At 72.1% G+C, this 21,360-nt stretch carries 18 protein-coding genes; 8 read left to right on the forward strand and 10 right to left on the reverse strand.

The features are described from left to right. Positions 1-44 precede the first annotated feature (44 nt). The 3 genes from HCK04_RS12350 to HCK04_RS12360 form a co-directional block, all read right to left on the reverse strand. On the reverse strand, positions 45-788 hold the full coding sequence (locus HCK04_RS12350; RefSeq protein WP_142647323.1) for a polyprenol monophosphomannose synthase: 744 nt from the start codon (positions 786-788) through the stop codon (positions 45-47). Next, positions 788-2,344 carry an apolipoprotein N-acyltransferase gene (lnt, locus tag HCK04_RS12355; protein WP_260617220.1) on the reverse strand — a complete coding sequence of 519 codons (1,557 nt, stop codon included), beginning with the start codon at positions 2,342-2,344 and terminating at the stop codon, positions 788-790. Before lnt ends, HCK04_RS12350 begins: the two co-directional genes overlap by 1 nt. Positions 2,345-2,827: 483 nt before the next feature. Further along, on the reverse strand, positions 2,828-5,089 hold the full coding sequence (locus HCK04_RS12360; RefSeq protein WP_142647325.1) for a PhoH family protein: 2,262 nt from the start codon (positions 5,087-5,089) through the stop codon (positions 2,828-2,830). Positions 5,090-5,315: 226 nt separating this feature from the next. Between HCK04_RS12360 and HCK04_RS12365 the strand changes: the two genes are divergently transcribed. Genes HCK04_RS12365 through HCK04_RS12390 form a run of 6 tightly spaced genes read left to right on the forward strand, consistent with a single transcriptional unit; the run spans position 5,316 to position 11,996 of the window. Next, a complete protein-coding gene (locus HCK04_RS12365; RefSeq protein ID WP_142647326.1) occupies positions 5,316-6,593 on the forward strand; it encodes an ROK family transcriptional regulator in 1,278 nt (425 codons plus the stop codon). 12 nt (positions 6,594-6,605) lie between these two features. After that, positions 6,606-7,943 (forward strand): ABC transporter substrate-binding protein, encoded by a 1,338-nt coding sequence (locus tag HCK04_RS12370; protein ID WP_142647327.1) that lies wholly within the window; start codon positions 6,606-6,608, stop codon positions 7,941-7,943. A 6-nt stretch (positions 7,944-7,949) separates the two neighbouring features. Next, on the forward strand, positions 7,950-8,852 hold the full coding sequence (locus tag HCK04_RS12375) for a sugar ABC transporter permease (protein WP_142647328.1): 903 nt from the start codon (positions 7,950-7,952) through the stop codon (positions 8,850-8,852). After that, positions 8,849-9,682 (forward strand): carbohydrate ABC transporter permease, encoded by an 834-nt coding sequence (locus HCK04_RS12380; RefSeq protein ID WP_142647329.1) that lies wholly within the window; start codon positions 8,849-8,851, stop codon positions 9,680-9,682. The genes HCK04_RS12375 and HCK04_RS12380 overlap by 4 nt, the downstream gene beginning before the upstream one ends. After that, positions 9,679-10,941 (forward strand): 6-phospho-beta-glucosidase, encoded by a 1,263-nt coding sequence (locus HCK04_RS12385; RefSeq protein ID WP_142647330.1) that lies wholly within the window; start codon positions 9,679-9,681, stop codon positions 10,939-10,941. Before HCK04_RS12380 ends, HCK04_RS12385 begins: the two co-directional genes overlap by 4 nt. After that, positions 10,938-11,996 carry a BadF/BadG/BcrA/BcrD ATPase family protein gene (locus HCK04_RS12390; protein WP_221889905.1) on the forward strand — a complete coding sequence of 353 codons (1,059 nt, stop codon included), beginning with the start codon at positions 10,938-10,940 and terminating at the stop codon, positions 11,994-11,996. Before HCK04_RS12385 ends, HCK04_RS12390 begins: the two co-directional genes overlap by 4 nt. On the opposite strand, the gene HCK04_RS12395 is transcribed toward HCK04_RS12390, so the two are convergent. From HCK04_RS12395 to HCK04_RS12405, 3 genes are all read right to left on the reverse strand, one after another. Beyond that, positions 11,942-12,415, reverse strand: a complete 474-nt coding sequence (locus tag HCK04_RS12395) for an Lrp/AsnC family transcriptional regulator (protein WP_142647331.1) — start codon at positions 12,413-12,415, stop codon at positions 11,942-11,944. The genes HCK04_RS12390 and HCK04_RS12395 overlap by 55 nt on opposite strands. 87 nt (positions 12,416-12,502) lie before the next feature. Next, positions 12,503-14,278 (reverse strand): tetratricopeptide repeat protein, encoded by a 1,776-nt coding sequence (locus HCK04_RS12400; protein ID WP_142647332.1) that lies wholly within the window; start codon positions 14,276-14,278, stop codon positions 12,503-12,505. A gap of 76 nt (positions 14,279-14,354) precedes the next feature. After that, positions 14,355-15,482 (reverse strand): Xaa-Pro peptidase family protein, encoded by a 1,128-nt coding sequence (locus HCK04_RS12405; RefSeq protein ID WP_260617221.1) that lies wholly within the window; start codon positions 15,480-15,482, stop codon positions 14,355-14,357. A gap of 210 nt (positions 15,483-15,692) precedes the next feature. Between HCK04_RS12405 and HCK04_RS12410 the strand changes: the two genes are divergently transcribed. Both HCK04_RS12410 and HCK04_RS12415 read left to right on the forward strand, forming a co-directional pair. Further along, positions 15,693-16,604, forward strand: coding sequence for a PP2C family protein-serine/threonine phosphatase (locus HCK04_RS12410; RefSeq protein ID WP_142647333.1), 912 nt, complete (start codon positions 15,693-15,695; stop codon positions 16,602-16,604). 25 nt (positions 16,605-16,629) lie between these two features. Further along, positions 16,630-17,520, forward strand: coding sequence for a 5'-3' exonuclease (locus HCK04_RS12415; protein WP_142647486.1), 891 nt, complete (start codon positions 16,630-16,632; stop codon positions 17,518-17,520). Positions 17,521-17,763: 243 nt separating this feature from the next. Here HCK04_RS12415 and HCK04_RS12420 read toward each other — a convergent pair whose 3' ends face one another. From HCK04_RS12420 to HCK04_RS12435, 4 genes are read right to left on the reverse strand one after another with little or no spacing between them, the layout of a single operon-like run. Next, the gene (locus tag HCK04_RS12420) at positions 17,764-19,011 is read right to left on the reverse strand and encodes an Nramp family divalent metal transporter (RefSeq protein ID WP_142647334.1); all 1,248 of its coding nucleotides are present in this window, start codon (positions 19,009-19,011) and stop codon (positions 17,764-17,766) included. After that, a complete protein-coding gene (gene fdxA, locus HCK04_RS12425; protein ID WP_142647335.1) occupies positions 19,008-19,346 on the reverse strand; it encodes a ferredoxin in 339 nt (112 codons plus the stop codon). The genes HCK04_RS12420 and fdxA overlap by 4 nt, the downstream gene beginning before the upstream one ends. A 38-nt stretch (positions 19,347-19,384) precedes the next feature. Then, positions 19,385-20,617: an MFS transporter gene (locus HCK04_RS12430; protein ID WP_142647336.1), complete on the reverse strand. Its 1,233-nt coding sequence runs from the start codon at positions 20,615-20,617 to the stop codon at positions 19,385-19,387. Next, on the reverse strand, positions 20,614-21,231 hold the full coding sequence (locus tag HCK04_RS12435) for a hypothetical protein (protein ID WP_185948963.1): 618 nt from the start codon (positions 21,229-21,231) through the stop codon (positions 20,614-20,616). The genes HCK04_RS12430 and HCK04_RS12435 overlap by 4 nt, the downstream gene beginning before the upstream one ends. Positions 21,232-21,360: the final 129 nt, after the last annotated feature.

Below are 21,360 nucleotides of genomic sequence, written 5' to 3' on the forward strand. Positions count from 1 at the left end.
TGCGTCAACGCTCCCGTGGCCGTGGGGGTTCCGGTAGGTCGTGTTTATCGCCGCGGGCGAAACCGCTCCCCCAGCCCGGTGACCCCCCAGATGGCCACGCGCCAGAAGGCCTCGAAGATGATCTTCCGGCTCATCTTGCTGCTGCCCACAGTACGCTCCACGAACGTGATGGGCCGCTCGGTCACCCGCAGGCCCTGCCGTACGGTGCGGAGCGTGAGGTCCACCTGGAAGCAGTAGCCCTGCGACTCGACGTCGTCCAGCCCGATCTTCTCCAGGGTGGCCGCGCGGTAGGCGCGGAAGCCCGCCGTGGCGTCGCGCACCGGGATGCCGAGCACCAGCCGGACGTAGGTGTTGGCCCCCCGGGACAGGATCTCGCGCGAGACCGGCCAGTTGACGGTCTTGCCGCCGGGCACCCAGCGGGAGCCGATCGCCAGGTCGGCGCCGTCGGCCACCGCGTCGAGCAGCTTGTGCAGCTCCTCGGGCTGGTGGGAGCCGTCGGCGTCCATCTCCACCAGCACGTCGTAGCCCTCGTCCAGGCCCCAGCGGAATCCGGCGATGTAGGCGGCGCCGAGCCCCTGCTTGCTCGTCCTGTGCATGACGTGGACGTGGTCGTCCGCCTCGGCCAGCTCGTCGGCGATCCGGCCGGTGCCGTCGGGACTGTTGTCGTCGGCGACGAGGAGGTGCACGTCGGGCAGCGCCTCACGGAGCCGCCGGGTGATCAACGGGAGGTTCTCCCTCTCGTTGTATGTGGGGACGATCACGAGCACCCGCCCGGGGGTCCGCTCCATCAGCTCTTCCTCCGCCCAGAGATGGCCGCCACCGTCGCTCCGGCTCCCATGAGTATCATGATCCACTCCGGCAGCGCACCTGCCTCCGCCGCCACCGTGTTCTTGGTCCTGACGGGGACGTCCAGGACGTCCATCCCCGCCACCAGCTCGCCGGTGTGCCAGCCGACCCGGCCGTCGGGGCCGACGTACGCGGAGATGCCCGTGGTAGCCGCGGTGACCACGGCCCGGTTGAACTCCACGGCCCGCAGCTGCGACATCGCGAGCTGCTGCGGCGGCAGGTTGGTGAGGGCGTAGCTGGCGTTGTTGGTCTGCACGACCAGCGGCGTGCCGCCGGCGAGCACCGTGTCGCGCACCGTGCTGTCGAACGCCACCTCGTAGCACTCCACCGTGCCGATCGTCACGGGCCCCATCCGCAGCGCCCCCGGCTTGTCCCCGGCGACCGACTGCCTGCCGACGAGCTGCGCCCGCGACGACAGCGCCAGGAACAGGTCCTTCAGCGGCGTGTACTCGCCGAACGGCACCAGCCGCCGCTTGTCGTAGTACACGCCCGGGCCGGTGACCGGGTCCCAGACCACGCCGCGGGTGGCCCGGTTCTCGGTGCCGATCTTGACCACCGCGCCGACGAGGATCGGCACGCCGATGTCCTTCGCGGCGGAGTCGATCACCTGCCGGGCGTACGCGCTGCTGTAGGGGTCGATGTCGGTGGAGTTCTCCGGCCACACCACGATGTCGGGCCGCTGCAGCTTCCCGGCACGTACGGCCTCGGCCATCCGGTGCGTCTCGTCGGCGTGGTTGCGCAGCACGACGGCGGGCTCGTCGCCGAGGAAGTACATCCCCCGCCCAGGGACGTTGCCCTGGATGACACCGATCCGCACTGTCCTGCCTTCGTCGCCGGGCCGGGGCACGACCAGCCCCAACACCGGTACGGCTATCGCGGCGAGGAGCGTTCCGGCAAGCACCCGGTCGGCCCGCCACCTCGGCGGACGCCGTGTGACCAGCGCGGCGAGCAGGGCCCCCGTGAGGGCGACCGTGAAACTTACAAGCGGGGCGCCGCCCAGCGCGGCGAAGCCGGTGTACGGCGACTCGCCCTGGCTGAAGGCCAGCCGCGCCCAGGGGAAGCCCCCGAAGGGGAACAGCCCGCGGGCCCACTCCTGCACGACCCACAGGCAGGCCACCCAGAGCGGCCACAGGCGCAGCCGCATGACGAGGACGGCCAGACAGGCCAGGGCGGCCCAGAACAGGCTCTCGACGCCCGCCAGGGCCAGCCAGGCGTCGTCCCCGATCGGGCGGACCCAGGCCAGCGTCGGCAGCAGGAACGCCAGCGCCCCGAGGTAGCCGATCCACGCGGCCCGGCGCAGCCGCAGGCCACGCAACGCGAGGGCGAGCAGCGCGACGCCGACCGGTGCGCAGAACCACCACCCGAGGGGCGGGAAGGCGAGATAGAGCACCAGGCCGCCCACGACGGAGGCGGCGAGGCGGATCAGCACGCCCGGCACGCGCGGTTTCGGCGCCCCGGCGGCGGGCGGAGCCGCGTCCTGTGCCGTCTTGAGTGCCACGGCTCGCCTCTCCTCGTGTGTCGGTCGTCCTGACGCAAAAATCATTCCAGGTCAGGGTCGCAGACGGCGGCGCGGCCCGCCAAACCGTCTCCGCCACTTTACGGGCGGCGTCCAAGGGCGATCACGCGGACGAAAAGACGAAGAAGGAAACGAAAAGGGAAGGAGGCCCGGGCGGCCCTTCGGACCGGTTCCGTCCCGTCGGCGGCGGGCGCGGAGCTCCGTTGTCTACTGGGCGCCCGGGCCCCTCCTGGGTCCAACCCCCCGGCCGGATGGGGTGCCCCGCCTCGGCGGGACGCCACCCTGCGCCTGGTGTGCTGACGGAGTCACGCTCCGTCATCGACGCAGAGGTCGGCGACGCCATAGAACGGCCAACCGGTCAGTCCCGTGCTGGACTGCGCAGCAAACTACCGACCTCAGCGCAGATGTCAACCACGCTCCGATCAGCGGAAACACCACATTTCCGCAGGTGGGAGCGGTGTCGCTTCAGCGACGTTCGAGACCGTTCAGGACCTCGGGCAGTTCGTCCACGTGGACCACGCCGAGGCGGCTCGTGGCCCGGGTCAGCGCGACGTAGAGGTCGCTCGGGCCGCGCGGCGACTCGCGCAGGATGCGGCCGGGCTCCACCACGATCACCGAGTCGAACTCCAGCCCCTTGGCCTCGGTCACCGACAGCACCGCCACGGGGGCGTCCAGCGCGGCCGGGCCGGGGCCGGTGGCCGCGCCCGGAACGGCACCCCGTACGATCGTCCCGACGTCCTCGGTCATCCCCGCCGGTGCGACGACCACGAGGCGGCCCTCCCCCAGGACCCCCGGCGCCGCCTCCGCCGCGATCACCGGGCCCGCCTCCGCGAGGCCGGCGACCCGCAGGGCCCACGGCCGCTCGCCCGTCTCCCGCACCGACTCCGGCGCCTTCAGGTCGGGGCCGACGAGTTCGAGCACGCGGGCGGCGACCTCCATCAGCTCGGCGGGGGTGCGGTAGTTGACGCTGAGGTGCTCCTCGCGCCAGCGGCCCGCGACGTACGGGTCGAGGACCCGGGCCCAGCTCGCCGCGCCCGCGGCCGACCCGGTCTGGGCGATGTCGCCGACGATCGTCATGGACCGGCTCGGGATGCGGCGCATGACCATCCGCCAGGCCATCTCGGACAGCTCCTGTGCCTCGTCCACGATCACGTGACCGAAGGCCCACGTGCGGTCCCTGGCGGCCCGCTCGGCGGTGGTGAGGTAGGTCTCCTCGGCCTGCTGCCGTTCGGCGAAGCGCTCGGCGTCCATGATGTCGGCCAGGCCGGTCAGCTCCAGCACCTCGCGGGCGTAGGCGATGCGCTCCTCGCGCTCCTGCTCGGCCCGCCGCGCCGCCCGCAGCACCCCTTCGTCGATGTCCCCGAGCAGCTCTGCGGCCTCGTCGAGCAGCGGCACGTCGGCCGGGCTCCACCAGGTCTCCCCCGCCTTCTCCCCCGGTCTGGGCGGCTCGCGCAGCAGCAGGTCGCGCTCCGGCCCGTCCAGCCCGGCCGCCGCCATCCGGTCGCGGTCGGTGAACAGGCCGATCAGGAGTTGCTGCGGCGTGAGGTAGGGCCACAGCCGGTTGAGCGCCACCCGCACCGGCTCCTCGGTGCGCAGGTCCTCGCGCAGGTCGGCGAAGTCGGCGTCGTCGAGGTTGCCGCGGCCCAGGTGTCGGGCGGCCTGCCGGGTCAGCACGGTCAGCAGGTGCCGTACGAAGACGGCCCTGGCCTGGTTGTGCGGACGGCGCGAGCGGCCGGCCTTCGACCGGGCCGCCTCCAGCGTCTGCCGGTCGAGCTTCAGCGTGAACTTGTCGAGCTTGATCTCCACGGGTGTGCGCGGCATCCGCTGGCGCTCCCGTACGGCCCGGGCGATCACGTCGGCCATCGCGATGCGGCCCTTGACCGCCGCGGCCTCGGGCGGCTCCTCCCGGGCCGCGGTGACCCCGGGGTACAGCTCGCCCACGGTGGACAGCAGCACGTCGGTCTCGCCGAGGGACGGCAGCACCTGCTCGATGTAGCGCATGAAGGTCGGGTTGGGCCCGAGGATCAGCACGCCCCGGCGTTCCAGGCGCTCCCGGTAGGTGTAGAGCAGGTAGGCCGCACGGTGCAGGGCCACCACGGTCTTGCCGGTGCCGGGGCCGCCCTGGACGACGAGCACGCCGTTCAGGTCACTCCGGATGATCTTGTCCTGCTCGGCCTGGATGGTGGCGACGATGTCGCGCATGCGGCCGGTGCGCTTCTCGCCGAGCGCGGCCAGCAGCGCCGCCTCGCCGTTGAGCGAGGCCCGGTCGGCGTCGGTGAGGCTGTCGAGGTCGAGCAGGTCGTCGTCGATCGCGGTGACCCTGCGGCCCCGCGTGTGCAGGTGACGCCGCCGGGTGACGCCCATCGGCGCGGCGGGGGTGGCCCGGTAGAACGGCTGTGCCACGGGGGCCCGCCAGTCGATCAGCAGCCGGTGCTGGTCGTCGTCCGACAGCCCGATGCGGCCGATGTAGAGCCGCTCGCCCTCCGCGTGGTCGAGCCTGCCGAAGCACAGGCCGTTCTCCACCGCCCAGAGGCGGGCGAGGCGCTGGGTGTACATGACGGCGAAGCTGTCGCGCTCCGAGCGGTTCTGGTGGGTGCCGAAGGCCCCCTGGGCGAGCACGGCGTCGAGCTGCCCGCGCGTGCGCTCCCGCAGCACGTCGAGGCGCTCGTACAGCGCGGCGACGTACTTCTGCTCCCGGGCCAGCTCGCCCGTCGAAGACTCTGGCATAGGCCGCCAGATTCTACGTGCCGTGCCGCCCTTCTCCCGCATCGGGCACGGCGGCTCACGAGCGCGTCACAGATGGATCTCGGCGCGGATCACGCCCTTGACGGCGTCCCGGCCCGTTCGTACGGTCGCAGCCATAGTTAGGAAACTTTCCTAACACGCTCTATGTCGTGGGAGCTCACGCTCTGTGTCGCGAGAGCTCACGCTCTTCTTTGTCGTGGGAGAACGCATGACCCGGCCCATCGCGGGGACGCCCAGCCTGCTGCGCGCGATCAACGACCGCGCCGCGCTGATGGTCCTGCTCGAACGCGGCCCGCTGACCCGGCCCGAGCTGGGGGCGCTCACCGGCCTGTCCAAGCCGACCGCCTCCCAGCTCCTGGCCCGGCTCCAGGAGGCCGGCCTGGTCGTCCTCGACGGCATCCGCGAGGGCCTGCCGGGCCGTACGGCCGAGCTCTACCGGATCAATCCCCGCGCGGCGCACGTGGCGGCGCTGGACGTCACGCCGGCGCGGATCGCCGCGGCGGTCGCGGACGTCACCGGCGCGGTCGTCGCCGAGCACCGGCTGGCCACCCCGGGCCGCGCCGGCGGCGACGTGGTCGAGCGGGTCCGGGCCGCGCTCACCGGGGCGTGCGGCCCGGCCGGGCTCGACCCGACGGAGCTGAGCCGGGTGGTCGTCGGCATCGGCGGCGCCGTCGACCCCTCGACCGGCAGGCTCGGCTACGCCGCCCACATCCCCGGCTGGCACATTCCCGACCTGATCGGGACCCTCCGCGACGGGATCGGCGTGCCGATCGACGTGGAGAACGACGTCAACCTCGTCGCGCAGGCCGAGCGGTCCCGGGGCAGCGCCCGGGGCCACCAGGACTACGTGCTGCTGTGGGCCGACGAGGGCATCGGCGCGGCCCTCGTCATCGGCGGCCGCCTCCACCGCGGGGCGACCGGCGGCGCGGGCGAGGTGGGCTACATGCCCGTGGTCGGCGCCCCCACCGCGCGGGACGTCGGCAGGAGGGCCAACCACGGGTTCCAGGCCCTGTCGGGCGGCCCGGCCGTGCTCGCCCTCATGCGGGCGCACGGGCTGCGCGGCTCCACGCCGAGCGGCGCCGTACGCAACGCGGCCGCCCTGGCGGGACGCGGCGGCCCGGACGGCGAGAGCGCGCGCGAGGCCCTGCGCGAGCTCGCCGGCCGCCTCGCGATGGGGCTGGCCGCGATCACGGCCGTGGTCGATCCCGAGGTCGTCGTGCTGTCGGGCGGCGTGCTGCTCGCCGGCGGCGAGGTCCTGCGGGAGTCGGTCGAGCGGGAGCTGCACGCGCTCACCATCCCCCGGCCTCGCGTGCTGCTTTCCACCCTGGAGGGCAACCCGGTCCTCGCCGGAGCCCTCGACCTCGCCCTCGGCGCCGTACGCGAGGAGCTGTTCGGCCCTGTGAACGGCCGCATGAACGGCCCTGTGAACAGCCCTGTGAACGGCCCCGCGAACGGCGCGGTGAACACATCCCCTTCCCCCCATTAGGGAGGCACCCCCATGAAACGCCTTCTCTCCCTCCCCGTGGCACTCTCCGTCGGGGCCGGGCTGGCCGCGCTCACCGCCTGTACGGCGGGCACCGAGAGCGGGCCGCCCGAAGTGGCCCGGAGCGGGGCGAGCCACGAGCCGGTCACCATCGAGTTCTGGCACGGTTTCAGCGCCGACAACGAGCTCAAGGCGTTCGACGAGACCCTCGCCGGCTTCCAGAAGAAGTTCCCGTGGATCACGGTCAAGGCGACCAAGGCCGTCCAGGACGACCAGATCCTGCAGTCCGTGCGCGGCGGCAACCCGCCCGACGTGGCCTTGTCGTTCACCACCGACAGCGTCGCCCAGTTCTGCAAGGCCGGGATCTTCCAGGACCTCAACCCCTACCTGAAGGCGAGCGGCATCGACCCGGCGACGCTGTTCCCCAAGGTGATCGCCGAATACACGGAATATCAGGGCAAGCGCTGCGTGATGCCCATGCTGGCCGACACGTACGGCCTCTACTACAACAAGGCGCTGATGAAGGGCCACGAGCCGCCGAAGACGATGAGCGAGCTGGCCGAGCTCGCCAGGACGCTGACGGTCAAGGACGACAAGGGCGACATCAAGGTCGCCGGGTTCGTCCCGACGAGCCAGATGTACGAGAACGCGCCCATCCACACCGGCGTGATGGTCGGCGCGAAGTGGATCAACCCCGACGGCACCTCGGCCATCGGCTCCGACCCGCAGTGGAAGAAGCTGATGACCTGGCAGAAGGACCTGACCGACTGGTACGGCTACGACAAGCTCGAGAAGTTCCGCAAGAGCTTCGGCGACGAGTGGTCGGCCGAGAACCCGTTCAACACGGGCAAGGTCGCCATGGCCATCGACGGCGAGTGGCGCACCGCCATGCTCGCCGCCGACGCCCCCGGCCTCGACTACGGCACCGCGCCGCTGCCGGTGGCCGACGACCAGGCCCAGCGGTACGGCGCGGGCTACATCACCGGCACCGTCATCGGCGTCCCGCGCGGCGCCGGGCACCCGGAGGCCGCCTGGGAGCTGGTGAAATATCTCACCACCGACACCGACTCACTGGTGACGCTGTCTAACGCGATCAGGAACGTGCCGAGCACGCTGCCCGCACTCCAGTCGCCCGCCCTCAAGAAGGACCCGAACTTCCAGACCTTCCTCGACGTCTTCGCCAACCCCAGCAGCACGACGATGCCGGCCCACCTCAACTCCGTCTTCAACCAGCAGACGCTGCAGGAGGCGCAGATCAAGTGGGAGTCGGGCCGCGCGTCCGACCTCGACGCGCTGCTCGCCGACGTGGACAAGAAGATCAACGAGAAGCTCAAGCTCACGGCGGGCGGCTGACCTTCGATGCGTGGCAACCTGCGCGCCCTGCTCTATCTGTCCCCCTGGCTCGCCGGGTTCGCGATCTTTTTCGTCTACCCGCTGCTGTCCACGGTCTACTTCTCCTTCCAGCGGTACGACCTGTTCACCCTGGAGCCCGTCGGGCTGCTCAACTGGGAGTACTTCTTCAAGGACCAGGCGGCCTGGACGGCGATCCGCAACACGCTGTGGCTCGTCGTGGTGATGGTCCCGCTGCGGGTGCTGTTCGGCCTCGGCGTCGCCCAGCTCGTGACCAGGATCAAGGCCGGCGCCGGGGTCTACCGCACGATCTTCTACCTGCCTGCCCTGGTGCCGCTGGTGGCCGGGACGCTGGGCTTCGTGTTCCTGCTCAACCCCGGCACCGGGCCGGTGGACGCGATCCTCTCGGCGGTCGGGCTGCCCGCGCCCGACTGGTTCGGCGACCCGGCGTGGTCGAAGTGGGGGCTGACTCTGCTGGGCCTGTGGTCGGTCGGCGACCTGATGGTCATCTTCATGGCCGCCCTGCTCGACGTGCCGAAACAGCTCTACGAGGCCGCGGCCATCGACGGCGCGAACGGCTGGCGGCAGTTCACCTCGATCACGCTGCCGGTGATCCGGCCGGTGCTGATGTTCGCCGCCGTCACCGGAGTGATCCAGACGCTGCAGTACTTCACCCAGGCCGAGGTCGCCGCCCGGGTCGCGTCCGGCGCGACCGACTCGGCCGGGTCGGTCTTCACCCCCGGCTACCCCGACCAGTCCACGCTGACGTTCCCCCAGTGGCTGTTCCAGCAGGGCTTCCGCGACTACGCGATGGGCTACGCGTGCGTGCTCGCGCTGGTGCTGTTCGCGGTGTCGATGGTGTTCACGCTCATCCTGCTGCGGCAGTTCCGCTTCACCGAGGAGGAATCGTGACCCCGACGGCGAGACGGACCGCGCTGCTGTGGGTCGCCCGGCACGCGCTGGCCATCGCGCTCGCGCTGATGTTCCTCGGCCCGCTGGTGTTCATCGCGCTCACGGCCCTGATGACCGACCATCAGGCGCTCACCTCCGAGCTGTGGCCGCACACCTGGAACTGGGACAACTTCGCCGAGATCTTCGAGAAGGCGCCGCTGCTGACCTGGATCCGCAACACGCTGCTCTACTCGGTGCTCGCCACCGCGTTCATGCTGGTGTCGTCGATCCCCGTGGCGTACGCGCTGGCGCGGTTCCGCTTCCGCGGGCGGCGGCTGGCGTTCCTGCTGGTCATCACCATGATGATGCTGCCGCCGCAGGTCGTGGCCGTGCCGATCTACCTGATCTGGGCCCGCTTCCACCTGACCGGCACGCTGTGGCCGCTGATCCTGCCGATGCTGCTCGGCGACGCGTTCTCGATCTTCCTGCTGCGCCAGTTCCTCGTGACGATCCCGCGCGAGTACTCCGACGCGGCGAAGGTCGACGGCTGCGGCGAGTTCCGCACGCTCGTGCGGGTGGTCCTGCCGATGGCCCGCCCGGCCATCGCCGCCGTCGCCCTCTTCCAGTTCTTCTACTGCTGGAACGACTACTACGGACCCCTGCTGTACGCCGGGACCGACCTGGACAACTGGACGCTGTCGCTGGGGCTTGCGGCGTTCCGGTCGGTGCACCGCGTGCAGTGGAACCTCACGATGGCCGCCACACTGCTGGCCATGGCCCCGGTGATCATCGTGTTCTTCTTCGCCCAGAAGGTCTTCATCGAGGGCGTCAAGCTGACGGGAGTCAAATGAAGCTGGCCGTTGTCGGGGGCGGTTCCACGTACACGCCGGAGCTGATCGACGGTTTCGCCCGCCTGCGCGGGGAGCTGCCGCTGTCGGAGATCGCGCTCGTCGACCCCGACGAGCGCCGGCTCGCGACGGTCGGCGGGATGGCCCGGCGGATGCTCGCCCGCGCCGGGCATCCCGCCGCGCTGACCACCTCCAATCGCGTGGAGGACGGCGTCGCCGGGGCCGCGGCGGTGCTGCTCCAGCTGCGCGTGGGCGGCCAGGCCGCCAGGAACGTCGACGAGACCCTCCCGCTGGAGTGCGGCTGCGTCGGGCAGGAGACCACGGGCGCGGGGGGCCTCGCCAAGGCCCTGCGGACCGTGCCGGTGGTGCTCGACATCGCCGAGAAGGTGCGCGCGCACGCGCCCGGCGCGTGGATCGTCGACTTCACCAACCCCGTCGGCATCGTCACCCGGGCGCTGCTCGACGCCGGGCACCGGGCCATCGGCCTGTGCAACGTGGCCATCGGCTTCCAGCGCCGCTTCGCCGCCCTCCTCGGCGTGGCCCCCGAGCGGATCGCGCTCGGTCACGTCGGGCTCAACCACCTCACGTGGGAGCGGTCGGTCCTGCTCGACGGCGTGGACGTGCTGCCCCGCCTGCTGGACGAGCACGGCGAGGGCATCGCCGAGTCGGTCGGCCTGCCGGTGGAGCTGGTCCGCCACCTGCGCGCCGTGCCGTCGTACTACCTGCGGTACTTCTACGAGCACGACCGCGTGGTGGCCGAGCAGCGCACCTCGCCGTCGCGGGCGGCCGAGGTCGCGGCGATGGAGTCGGCTCTGCTGGAGATGTACGCCGACCCGGCCGTGGACACCAAGCCCGACCTGCTGAACAAGCGCGGCGGCGCCTTCTACTCGGAGGCCGCCGTCGCCCTGGTCGCCTCGCTCATGGGCGACCGCGGGGACGTGCAGGTCGTCAACACCCGCAACAACGGCACGCTGCCGTTCCTCGACGACGACGCGGTGATCGAGGTGCCGGCCGCCGTGGGAGCCGCCGGGGCCGTCCCGCTGCCCGTCGAGCCCGTGGAGCCGCTCTACCGGGGCCTGATCGCCCACGTGTCGGCGTACGAGTCGCTGGCCCTGGAGGCGGCCCTGGACGGCGGCGAGGACCGCGTCAGGGACGCGCTGCTGGCCCATCCGCTGGTCGGGCAGGCGTCCCTCGCCGACGGCCTCGCCGCGCGCCTCGTGGAGGCCAACCGCGCCTTCCTGCCGTGGGCGGTGGCGCGGTGACCGCGCCGCGCACGGTGCTGGCGGTGGACGGCGGCAACAGCAAGACCGACGTCGCCCTCGTCCGCGAGGACGGCACGGTGCTCGCCACGGCGCGGGGGCCCGCGTTCCTGCCGCAGAGCGCCGGTGCCGCCGCCGCGGTCGAGGTGATCGGCCGGACCGTGCGGCGCGCCCTCGCCGGCGATGCCGCCACGCCGCCGTACGCCGACCACGTCGCGGCCTACCTCGCGGGCGCGGACCTGCCGGTGGAGGAGGAGGTACTGCGGGCCGAGCTGCTGACCCGCGGCTACGCCGCCGACGTCGCCGTGGGCAACGACACCTTCGCCCTGCTGCGGGCCGGGTCGTCCACCGGTTGGGGCGTGGCCGTCGTCTGCGGCGCGGGGATCAACGCGGTGGGGGTCTCCCCTGCCGGGCGGATCGCCCGGTTTCCTGCGCTGGGCCGCGTCAGCGGCGACTGGGGCGGCGGGCAGCATCTGGGCGAGGAGGCCTTCTGGCACGCCGTGCGCGCCGAGGACGGCCGCGGCCCCGCGACCGTGCTCACCGAGGTCGTGCGCGCCTGCTTCGGCACCGCCACGGTCGAGGAGGCCGTCATCGGGCTGCACGTCGGCGACCTGCCGGCCGACCGGCTGCACGCCCTCGTGCCGCCCCTGCTCGCGGCCGCCGCGGACGGCGACGCGGTCGCCGGGTCGCTGGTGGAGCGGCAGGCCGAGGAGATCGCGCTGCTCGGCGTCGTCGCCATGCGGCGGCTCGGCCTGCTCGCCGCGCCCTGCGAGGTCGTGCTCGGCGGCGGCGTGCTGACCGCCCGGCATCCCCTGCTGACGTCGCTGATCGAACGGCGCTACGCCGAACGCGCGCCGCTCGCCCGGCTCGTCATCGCCGACGTGCCGCCGATCGTGGGCGCCGCCCTGCTCGGCCTCGACCGCCTCGGCGCGCCCCCCGAGGCGTACGCGAGGGTGCGCGCGCACTTCCTCCGGGAGGACGGCGGCCGGGAGGACGGGAATTCTCAGCCCTCCGCGGCGTCCGCCTCCGGCTCCTTCTCGATCACCGGGGAGCGGTAGTCGTACGGCGTGCTCAGGACGACGGTCGTGCGCGTGCTGACGTTGGCCGACGCGCGGATCTGCTGGAGGAGCTCCTCCAGCGCCAGCGGGGAGGCGACGCGGACCTTGAGAATGTAACTTTCATCACCCGCGACGCTGTGACACGCCTCGATGGCGGTCAGATGGCTCAACCGCTCCGGCGCGTCGTCCGGGGCGGAAGGGTCGATCGGCTTGATCGAGACGAACGCGGTCAGCGGAAGCCCGATCTCGTCGTAGTCGACGAGAGCGGCGTATCCGCGGATGACACCACGCTTTTCCAGCCTGCGGACCCGCTGGTGCACCGCGGAGACCGACAGCCCGGTCTCCTTGGCCAGATCGGTGAAGCTCATCCGGCCGTCAGTCGCCAGCAGCGTGACGATTCGGCGATCGATCTCCTCCACCCCAGCAACGGTAGCGCCGCCCAGGACCGTCTCGTCCCGAAGCCACCGAAATGCCACCCAACCAGGACCGGCGGCAGGCGCCCGAGATCACGCATCAGCGGCCAGCGCCCTCACGTCGGGGTGCACGCCGGGAGTCGCCGTCACGAGCGCGGCGAGCGAGCCCAGGATCGTCACGGGCCGCGTCCTCGACGCCTCCACGGCGGCCAGGTAGCGCCAGGCCACCAGCTCGGCCACGTCGCCGCGCGCGTCCGGGTCCACCCAGGCCGTGGCGATCATCCCCAGCAGGGCCGCCTCGGTCACCCAGTCCTCCGGCCCGTACGCCAGGTCGGTCAGCACGCTCCTGCGCTCGGACTCCGCCCACGCCTGGCCGGCCTGGTGGTGGGCGATGCCAAGGCAGGCCCACGCCTGGACCTGCCTGATCCACAGCGGCACGGCCGCGGGCTCGCCGTACGGCGACAGGGGCGGGTGGGCGAGCACGCCGAGCAGATCGTCGAGAGACAGGCCCGACAGGCGCACGGCGTGGTCGTAGGCGGCCGGCAGGTGCGGCCAGCGCAGCGCCGCGACGGCGGCGACGGCCTCCTGCGCCTCCCCGGACGGCGGCGGCACGGCGGGCACGGCCGTCATGTCCTCATAACGCCACACCCGCCGGACCACGCTCCGCACCGGGCCGTGGCCGTACACCTCGGGCACGGTCAGCCGCGCGTCGGGCTGCGGCGCGTCGGCGACCGTCACCTCGAAGCCGGGCACGACCAGCGAGAAGGCGAGCAGCGCGCTGGGCGGCTCGGGGGCGGAGACAGTGAGCGCGCCGCCGACCGGGACGTCCTCCTGCTCCACCACCTGGTAGAGCACGTCGATCACCGACTCCGTGGGGCCGGGGACGCGGCCCAGCCACAGGCGCAGCCCGCAGTGCTCGCCGAGCACCGCGTCGCCGTGCTCGTTGCCGGGGTCGTCGCGCAGGTGGTCGGCGAGCTCCACCAGATGGCGGACGTCCCCGTCGCGCTCGAAGCGCATGCCGCAGGCGGCCGGATAGGCGTTCGGGTGCCTGGGCTCGCGCCGCAGCGCGCGCTCCACCCACTCCAGGCCCTCCTCCGGGCGGCCGCTGCTGTGCAGCATCTCGCCGATGTCGGTGTACAGGGCCAGGTTGGCGGGGTCGTGTTCCAGCGCCCGCACCATGGCCCGCTCGGCCTCGGGCCACCGCTGCAGGTCGCGGCAGGCGTATCCCTCGGCCAGGGCGGCCTGGAAGGACGGCGTGAGCGCGTAGGAGCGGGCGGCCAGGTCCGCCGCCTCCTCCGCCTCCCCCACCCGGCGCAGGAGGAGCGAGGCCAGCCACAGCAGCGACGCGTCGTCCGGGTGGGCGCGCAGCCCGCCCCGCACCAGGGCGACGTACGGCGCCAGCGCCTCGCGGCCGTCCTCCGGCACGGTGCCGGGCAGCCCGGAGGCCAGCAGCGAGACGAGCGAGCACAGGTCGCCGGGCGGGATCCGCCCGGGCAGCTCGGGGTCGAGCACCCACGGGACGTGCGCCCAGCGTCCCTCCGGCTCGTGCCGCTGCACCGAGATCAGCAGGCGCAGCGCGGGCACGTGCTCGCCCCGCGCGGCCAGCGCGTGGGCGCGGGCCAGCGCGGTGCCGAGGAAGACCGGCTCGTCCAGGGGGAACAGGTCCGGTCCGCCGCCCGGCCCGGCCAGCAGCCGCGCCAGCATCTCGTGCGCCTCGGGCAGGGCGGGGTCGCAGGCCAGCGCCGCCGCGACGTGCCCGGCGGCGTGCCCGGTCTCCCCGTCGGCCAGAGCCAGCCGCGCCATGCTGACCTCGCCCTCGGCCTGGGCGCGGGGATCGTCCATGCCCTCGTCGATGCCCTCGTGCGTCATGCGTCCTCCGATCCGGCAGTCGTGATCATCACTCTGCCAGAGCGGGCCGGCGCGGCGCAGAGCACGATCGCGGGCATCAGTCCACGACGACCAGGTCCCTGGTCGTGTGGTTCACCCGCTCTCCGGCGGTCTCGCCGCAGACGACGATGTCCTCGATCCGGGCGCCGTGCCGTCCGGGCAGGTAGATGCCCGGCTCGACGGAGAACGCGAACCCGGGCCGCAGCTCCTCGGTGTTGCCCGCGACGATGTACGGCTCCTCGTGGGTCTCCAGGCCGATGCCGTGCCCGGTGCGGTGGACGAAGTATTCGCCGTACCCCGCCTCGGTGATCACCTCGCGGGCGGCGGCGTCCACCGACTCACAGGTCACGCCGGGCCTGACGTGGGCGCAGGCGGCCTCCTGGGCGCGCTTGAGCACCTCGTAGTAGGCCACATAGTCGGCCGGGGGCTCGCCCACGCAGTAGTTGCGCGTGGAGTCCGAGCAGTAGCCGCTCGGCATGACGCCGCCGATGTCGACCACGACGGGCTCACCGGGCCGGATGACGCGGTCGCTCAGCTCGGCGTGCGGGCTGGCGCCGTTCGGGCCCGAGCCCACGATCACGAAGTCGACCCGGGCGTGTCCCGAGTCGATGATCGCTTCCGCGATGTCCTTGCCGACCTCGCGCTCGGTGCGCCCGGCCTTCAGAAACTGGGGCACCAGGTTGTGCACGGCGTCGATGGCCGCGCCCGCCTCCGCGAGCGCCGCCTTCTCCGCGGGCGACTTGCGCATGCGCAGGTCACGCAGCACGCTCCCGGCGAGCACCTGCTCGGCCTCGGGCATGACCGCGCGGAACCGCAGTGACTGCATCGCCCACATGCGGTCGGCGAGCCCGACCCTGGCCACCGGGCCCAGGCGGCGGGCCACCTCGGCGTACGGGTCTTCGGTCTCGTCCCACGCGACGAACTCGATGCCGAGCCGGGAGGCGGGCGAGTGCTCGGCGGCCGGCAGCTCCAGGCGCGGCACCATCAGGAACGGCTCGCCGGACGCCGGCACGACCAGGCAGGTCAGCCGCTCCAGCGGCAGCGCGTCATAGCCGGTCACGTAGCGCAGGTCGGGGCCCGGCGTCAGCAGCAGCGCGTCGAGGCCCGCGCGTTCGACGGCCTCGCTCACCGCGGCGGGACGGGTCGTGGGATACAGGTCGGAGGGCTCCAAGGACGTCGTTGTCACGCGACCAATCTAACCAGCACCGCATCAGACGACGTACGCAGGTGCGTGTACCACAGCCGCCACGCGGGCGAGCTCCGCTGGGCTCTGGCTTATCCCACGCCATAGAAGAAAAGCAACCCCTGGGTGGATGCGAGACTGCTACGCTCCGCGTCAGGACGATCACAGATCGTCCGTACGGCAAGTGCAAGAGCAACATCGAGAGCGAGACAAATGGTCGGCGTAGTGGGCGGCACGAGGCCCGCCCTTCCCCCCGCGGACGACCGCGATCCGGGCACCACGCCCGGCGCCGTCCCCGCCGGCACCCGCATGATCCAGAACGGCATGATCCAGGACCTGGCCGGACGGCGGTGGGCGGAGCGCCGGGACCGCGTGGCCGAGGAGCGCCGGGTCACCCTGGCACTGCGGGAGGCGATCCTGCCCGAGCCCGGCGCGTCGATCGACCTGCCCTACGCCCGGATCGCGGTCCGCTACGTCCCGGCGGGCCGCGCGTCGAGCCTCGGAGGGGACTGGTACGACGCCGCGCCGTTGCCCGACGGGCGCATGTTCCTCGCGGTGGGCGACGTGTCGGGGCACGGCCTGCCCGCGATCGCCGAGATGGCCCAGCTTCGTCACGCGCTGCTCGGCCTGAGCATGACGGGCGCCTGCCCCGGCAGGCTGCTGACGTGGCTGAACACCCTCGTCCTCACCCGGCTGGACGACACGACCGCGACGGCGGTGTGCGGCCACTTCGATCCGGCGACCCGCCTTTTCACGTGGGCACAGGCGGGCCACCCCGCCCCGATCCTGGTGCGTCGCGGGGGCGCGCGCCAGCTCGGGGCGCCCCGGGGGGTCGTGCTCGGGGCGACGTCGAGCCTGCCGTACGGGGTGGCCGACGTCCGCCTCGAGCCCGGCGACCTGCTGCTGATGTTCACCGACGGCCTGGTCGAGCGCCGCTCGCGCGACATCGGCGCCGGGGTGTCCCTCATCCTGGACGCGGCCGTGACGACCGGGCTCGGCACGGCCGGAGCGGACCTCGACGCGGGCCTCGACCGCCTGCTTGAGGCCATCGGCGGCCCCAACCCCGAGGACGACACCTGCCTGCTGGCCGTGGCGGTGACCGAAGAGGGTCCGCAGCGCGCCTGACAGGCGTGACAATGGCAGGGTGCTGATGCTTCTCGACACCCCGTCGCTGTACTTCCGCGCCTTCTACGGGATCCCGGAGTCGGTGACCTCGCCGGACGGCATGCCGGTCAACGCGGTGCGCGGGCTCCTCGACATGATCGCCACCCTGGTCCGGCAGCACTCTCCCGCCCAGATCGTGGCCTGTATGGACGCCGACTGGCGGCCGGCGTTCCGGGTGGCCGCGATCCCGTCCTACAAGGCGCACCGGGTGGCGAGCGGCGACGAGGAGGAGGTGCCGGACACGCTGGCCCCGCAGGTCCCGGTCATCGAGGAGGTGCTCGACGCGCTCGGCATCGCCCGCGTCGGCGTCGCCGGATACGAGGCCGACGACGTGATCGGCACCTACGCGACCGCCGCGACCGGCGCCGTGGACATCGTCACCGGCGACCGCGACCTGTTCCAGCTCGTCGACGACGAGAAGCCCTGCCGCGCCCTTTACACAGTAAGGGGAATCCGCAACCTCCAGATCATCGACGAGGCGTTCGTCCGGGAGAAGTACGGCATCCCGGGCCGGGCGTACGCCGACTTCGCGACGCTGCGCGGCGACCCGAGCGACGGCCTGCCCGGTGTCGCCGGCATCGGCGAGAAGACTGCGGCGGCCCTCATCACTCGCTTCGGGTCGCTGTCCGCGCTGCTCGCCGCGCTGGACGACGGGAGCACCGACGGCTTCCCCGCGGGCGCGCGCAACAAGCTCGCCGCCGCCCGCGACTACCTGGAGGTCGCCCCCGCCGTGGTCCGGGTGGCCCACGACGCCCCCGTCCCGGACGTCGACATCACGCTGCCCACCGCGCCGCGCGACCCCGAGCGGCTGGTCGCGCTGTCGGAGAAGTACGGCCTCGACAGCCCGCTCAATCGCCTGCTCGCCGCCCTGTGGTAGACGCGGGCACCGGCAGATCGAGACGTCCATCCGCGCCCGCATCCGGGCCGGCCGGATGCGAGCGGGCGCGTCGCTGCCACCCACCCGCACCCTCGTGACAGGCAAGCAGCTCGTCGCCGAGTGTTACCTCGTCAGCCGGTCAGTCGGTTACCCAGGCCGCCGCCTCGATGCCGCCGACCCGCGCGGGCCCCGCGGCTTCGACGGCACAGCCGGCCGCGCGGTGCGCGGCCATCGGCCGCTGCGTCATCCGGCTGTCTCGTACCAAACGAGAGCGCAGTTCAGCACCGTGACGGCGGAGGCGCAGGCCGCCGCGCACACCGTGGTGACGGGCCGGTTGACCAGGCGGCCCATCAGGTCGCGCCGGTGTGTGAACATCACCAGCGGCCACAGCGCGAACGGGATCCCGAAGCTCAGCACGACCTGCGAGATCACCAGGACACGTCCGGGTTCGGCGCCGGCGGCGAGTACGGCCATCGCGGGAACCAGGGTGGCCAGACGACGCATGGACAAGGACGACCAGCGGCCCAGGAAGCCCTCCGCGATCACCGTGTTGGCATAGGTGCCGACGGAGGTCGCCGCCAACCCCGAGGCCAGCAGGGCGAGGGCGAAGAATGCCGCCGGCACCTGGCCCAGACCGGCGGCGAGGCCTCTGTACGCCCCCTCCAGAGAGGCGCCGACGGCGGGGCTGAGCGCGGCGGCGCCGATGGCCAGTATGGCCGCGTTCACCATGCCGGCCAGGCCCATCGCGGTCAGTACGTCGAGCCGGGTGGCCCGCAGCAGCTCGCGACCGCGACCGCGGGGCTCGCCGTGCCGGTCCCTCAGCAGCGCACCGTGCAGATAGATCGCGTGCGGCATCACCGTCGCGCCAAGGATGCCACACGAAAGGAACAGGCTGTCGGTGCCGGAGAGTCCGGGGACAAGCCCTGAGACGAGGCCGTCGAGAGAGACACCGCCGTCGAAGGCGGTGAAGACGAACCCGACGAGTATCACTGCGAGCAGGGCGATGACGACGGCTTCGAATCGCCGCTGTCCCCGCCGTGACTGCACCACGAGCATCACCCAGGACACCGCTCCGGTGATGAGGCCGCCGGCGACGAGAGGGGTCCCGAAGAGCAGGTGCAGCGCGACGGCGCCCCCCACGACCTCAGCGAGGTCGGTGGCGATGGCCACGGTCTCCGCCTGAGCCCACATCGCAAGGCGGGCCGGACGGCGCAGGCGCCGTGCGCAGATCTCGGGCAGGGTGGCCCCGGTGGCGATGGTGAGTTTGGCGGACAGGTACTGCACGAGCATCGCCATGATGTTCGCGCCTGCCAGCACCCATAGGAGCAGGTAGCCGTGACGTGCCCCCGCCGTGATGTTCGCGGCCACGTTTCCCGGGTCGACGTAGGCGACGGCCGCCACGAAGGCGGGGCCCGTCATCCGGAGCAGGGCCGGGGTCCGGAAAACCGCGGTGGTGGCCGTCCGCGCCTCCCGCGGATGCGTGATCGTCATGGCGCTTCGGGGAGCCGCGCCGGGTTCGGGGGAAGCCCGATGACCGGCTCGACGTCTCTGCCGAGACTGCCGACCGTGCTCGCCCCACCGGGCGTGCCGAGCTGGGCGAAGAACTCCGCGTTGGCCCGCGTGTAGACCGACCACTCATCGGGGACGTCGTTCTCGTAGAAGACCGCGTCGACCGGGCAGACCGCCTCGCAGGCGGCGCAGTCGACACACTCCAGCGGATGGATGTACATCATGCGCCGCCCCTCGTAGATGCAGTCGGCGGGGCATTCGTCGACGCACGCCCGGTCGAGGACGTCGACGCACGGTTCAGCGATCACGTAAGCCATTGAGACTCCCATTCGAATGGGGGATCTGCGTGTGTCGTTCAGGCCGGCCGGTGGCCCGTGCGCGCCCGCCGCGCCGTGGCGATCAGCGCGAGCAGCGCGATCGCCGCCAGGGTGCCCCAACCCGGCAGATAACTGCCGGTGGTGTCCTTGAGCAGACCCAGGGCGGGAGGCGCCACGATCACCGCGACCTGGTTCACCGCCATCGCCAGGCCGAGGGCGAAGCCCGTCTTGCACGGCGGCGCGATCTCGGCGGTGTAGGCCACCCAGGGGCCATACCAGCCGAATCCGAAGAACCCGAGCCAGGCGACGAGCGACGCGACGACAGGAGTCGAGTCCAGAGGAACGATCATCAGCAGCACAAGCCCGACGACCACCGCGCCCATGCAGATCAGGACCGGGAAGTACCGCCCGGACCGGGCGCGATCGCTCCAGAGCGCGAGCACGACGCGTCCCGCCACGCCGGCGGCCAGCGCGGCGAACAGGAGCAGCGCCGCCCGCTCGATCGTCATTCCACCCGCTTCGTGCAGGTAGAGCACGGTGAAGATCAGGATTCCGTACTGAACCGAGATCAGGCTGAGTCCGGAGACCATGATGTTCGTCATCGACCTGTCGCGTAGGACGGAAAGGCGTGCCGCCGTCCCGGCCCGCGGTGAGCGCGCCGAGGAGCGGTTGTCGTGTGCCGACCCCGGTGGAGTCCGGTAGAAGACGAGGAACACCGCGGCACCGAGCAGGGCGACGAGCCCGCCGGCCGCCAACGACGAGCGCCAGCCCAGGCCGTTCGCAAAGGAAGGCAGGATCGCCGCCGACAGCGCCCCTCCCAGTGGGAGCCCGGCCTGCCGGATGCCCATCGCGAAACCCCGCTGTGACGTGGCGAACCAGCGGGCGATCGACTTGCTCCCGCCCGGCTGGGCCGTGCTGTACCCGGCTCCGACGACGATGAGGAACAGCAGCAGCGCCAGGTATCCGGGTGCGAGACTCGCGCCCAGAAGAGCCAGGGCCACGATCAGGGTGCCGCCTCCGACGACCAGGCGTTCGCTGTGGCGGTCCAGCAGTTCACCGGCCACGAGGAGTCCGACGACCGGGACCAGTTGGGCCGCGGAGATGAGCAGGCCCACCTGGGCGGTGGTGAGGTGCAGGTCACGCTGGACGAAGGCGCCGATCACGCCGATCCCCTGGACGAGGAAACAGGCGGAGGTCTGGGCGACGGTCGCGACGAGCAAGATCATCCAGCGGTAGCCCCCGGTCGGGCCACTGAGTGTGTCGACGCTCATCCCCGGATCGCCAGCGCCGGCGCCTCGACCGTGGGCTCACCCAGCGGACGCTGCCGCTGAAGGGAGAGGAGGTTGTCCCTGACCGCGTTGAGGCCCATCCGTTCGAAGATCAGTTCATGGTCGAGCTCCGGCGTGGCCCCGTTGGCCCGCAGTTCTTCGATGGCCATACCGAGCAGTTCGATGTTGTCCGACAAGCGCACTTGCCCGCGGCCGTCCACGGCGTATGGCGTGTCCTCCATGCCGACGCGGAGCACGTCGACCTGGCTGTCCGGCTGCGAGGCGTAGGCGGCAAGACGGCGCAGCGCGCACATGCGGGTGCCGCGCCGCGGGCCGACGTCCAGTTCCTTGACGTGCTGGAGGGCATGCTGGGGCATGACCGCCGCCCCGACGGTGACGGTGACGTGCCGCTTCTTCACACCGGGCTCGGCGAGGTCGTACTCGAGGCTCTTCGCGGCGGTGACGACCCGCCGGAATCCCGCGTAGTCCTGCGGAAAGGGCAACCGTGGCGAAAACCCGAAGAGCAATATGACGTTCAGTTGCCCGGAAGCGCCCAGGCGCAACTCCGGATGCTCGATCGCGTATCGCGTCATCGCATGGCTGCGCACCAGCTGCACCCACTCCACCTCATCATCGCCCCACCGGCGATCCAATTCTGGACGAAATCTGCTCGGGTGCCACCATCAAAACGTCACCGCTCGCCACCGTCGCCGAGGGGAAGGCGCTCTATGGGATGGGGTGCCGGT

Source organism: Microbispora sp. CL1-1, assembly GCF_012034195.1.
Taxonomy (GTDB): Bacteria; Actinomycetota; Actinomycetes; order Streptosporangiales; family Streptosporangiaceae; genus Microbispora.